The organism is Rhodoferax sp. UBA5149 (assembly GCF_002413825.1).
Classification (GTDB): domain Bacteria; phylum Pseudomonadota; class Gammaproteobacteria; order Burkholderiales; family Burkholderiaceae_C; genus Rhodoferax.
In genome coordinates this window covers 7502-8966 of record NZ_DHXT01000052.1, presented here as the reverse complement: position 1 = coordinate 8966, position 1465 = coordinate 7502, and the positions used below count along the sequence as shown (strand labels likewise).

General features: G+C 61.4%; 3 protein-coding genes. All 3 read left to right on the top strand.

Annotation, left to right across the window (positions count from 1 at the left end; all coding sequences use genetic code 11):
- A partial coding sequence (locus B3V69_RS04335) for a molybdopterin dinucleotide binding domain-containing protein (protein WP_296444145.1) occupies window positions 1-393 on the top strand: 393 nt, incomplete at its 5' end.
- A 96-nt stretch (window positions 394-489) separates the two neighbouring features.
- Window positions 490-1122, top strand: coding sequence for a formate dehydrogenase FDH3 subunit beta (gene fdh3B, locus B3V69_RS04330; protein WP_296444143.1), 633 nt, complete (start codon window positions 490-492; stop codon window positions 1120-1122).
- Window positions 1119-1340: a hypothetical protein gene (locus tag B3V69_RS04325; protein WP_296444141.1), complete on the top strand. Its 222-nt coding sequence runs from the start codon at window positions 1119-1121 to the stop codon at window positions 1338-1340. Before fdh3B ends, B3V69_RS04325 begins: the two co-directional genes overlap by 4 nt.
- Window positions 1341-1465: the final 125 nt, after the last annotated feature.

Here is a 1465-nt window from a genome sequence, read left to right as displayed (position 1 = left end):
GGCCGCCTCGTCGAATACGAAGGCGGTGGCGAAGAAACCCGTTCCAACCCCTGGCTGGCCGAGTTGCAGCAAGAAATGTTCATCGAGATCAATCCCAAGGTGGCCGCTGACAAAGGCATTCGCAATGGCGAGCGGGCCTGGGTCTCAACCCCCACCGGCGCACGCCTCAATGTGCAGGCGATGGTGACCGAGCGTGTCGGGCCGGACACCGTGTTCATGCCCTTCCACTTCTCCGGTCGCTGGCAGGGCGCTGACATGCTGGCCTATTACCCCAATGGTGCAGCGCCCATCGTGCGCGGCGAGGCCATCAATACCGGCACCACCTATGGCTACGACAGCGTGACCATGATGCAAGAGTCCAAAACGACGATCTGCAACGTCGAAAAAGCATAAGGAACGACATGAACCCCCACGCTCAAAATTCCATTTTTTCGCTGCCCCCCGAGGGGGCGTTTGCCTCCTTTGAGGCGGCTCGGCAGGAGGCATGACATGGCACGTATGAAATTTGTTTGTGACGCCGAGCGCTGCATTGAGTGCAACGGTTGCGTGACCGCCTGCAAGAACGAGCATGAAGTGCCTTGGGGCGTCAATCGCCGCCGTGTCGTGACGCTGAACGATGGTGTGCCAGGTGAAAAATCCATCTCGGTGGCCTGCATGCATTGCAGCGACGCGCCCTGCATGGCGGTGTGCCCGGTCAACTGCTTTTATCGCACCGATGAGGGCGTGGTCTTGCACGACAAAGATGTGTGCATCGGCTGCGGTTACTGCTCTTATGCCTGCCCTTTTGGCGCACCCCAGTTTCCGTCGCAAGGCACGTTTGGCGTGCGCGGCAAGATGGACAAGTGCACCTTCTGCGCTGGTGGCCCAGAGGTCAACGGCAGCCAGGCCGAATTCGAAAAATATGGCCGCAACCGGCTGGCCGAAGGCAAGTTGCCAGTCTGCGCGGAGATGTGCTCGACCAAGGCCTTGATTGCCGGTGACGGCGATGTGGTGGCTGACATCTTCCGCAACCGCGTGCTCAAGCGCGGCAAAGGCGCTGAAGTGTGGGGCTGGGGCACCGCCTACGGTTCCAAGCAAGCGGGCCAGCCGGGCATTGTCGCCCCCGAAGGAGTCAAATCATGAGACATGCTTTGTGGATGCTTGCCTTGGCCGCACTACTGGTCGCCTGCGGCGAGAAGCCGCAAACCGGGGGCGTAACCAAGCGGGACGCTTCTGCCTACAGTGGCACCGGCAAGGCCTTTGTCGACGGCGGCTGGAAGCAGGGCGACCAGGCCAGTTGGGAATCGCACCTCAAGGCCCGCACCCAACAGGGACAGAACGACTACAACCGGATCAACTGACAGGAGGCTCTGATGAACAAAGCCCTTTGTGCTGCTGTGTTGCTGCTCCTGGCCTGCGCTGGCGCCATGGCGCAAAGCGCATCGCCGACCGGCAACGCGCCAGCTGCGGCTGCTGCGGCTGCTGC

What these genes read in the sequence shown, in the direction of transcription:
- fdh3B (WP_296444143.1), top strand. Translation starts at nt 490, where the DNA reads ATGGCACGTATGAAATTTGTTTGTGACGCCGAGCGCTGCATTGAGTGC.
- B3V69_RS04325 (WP_296444141.1), top strand. Translation starts at nt 1,119, where the DNA reads ATGAGACATGCTTTGTGGATGCTTGCCTTGGCCGCACTACTGGTCGCC.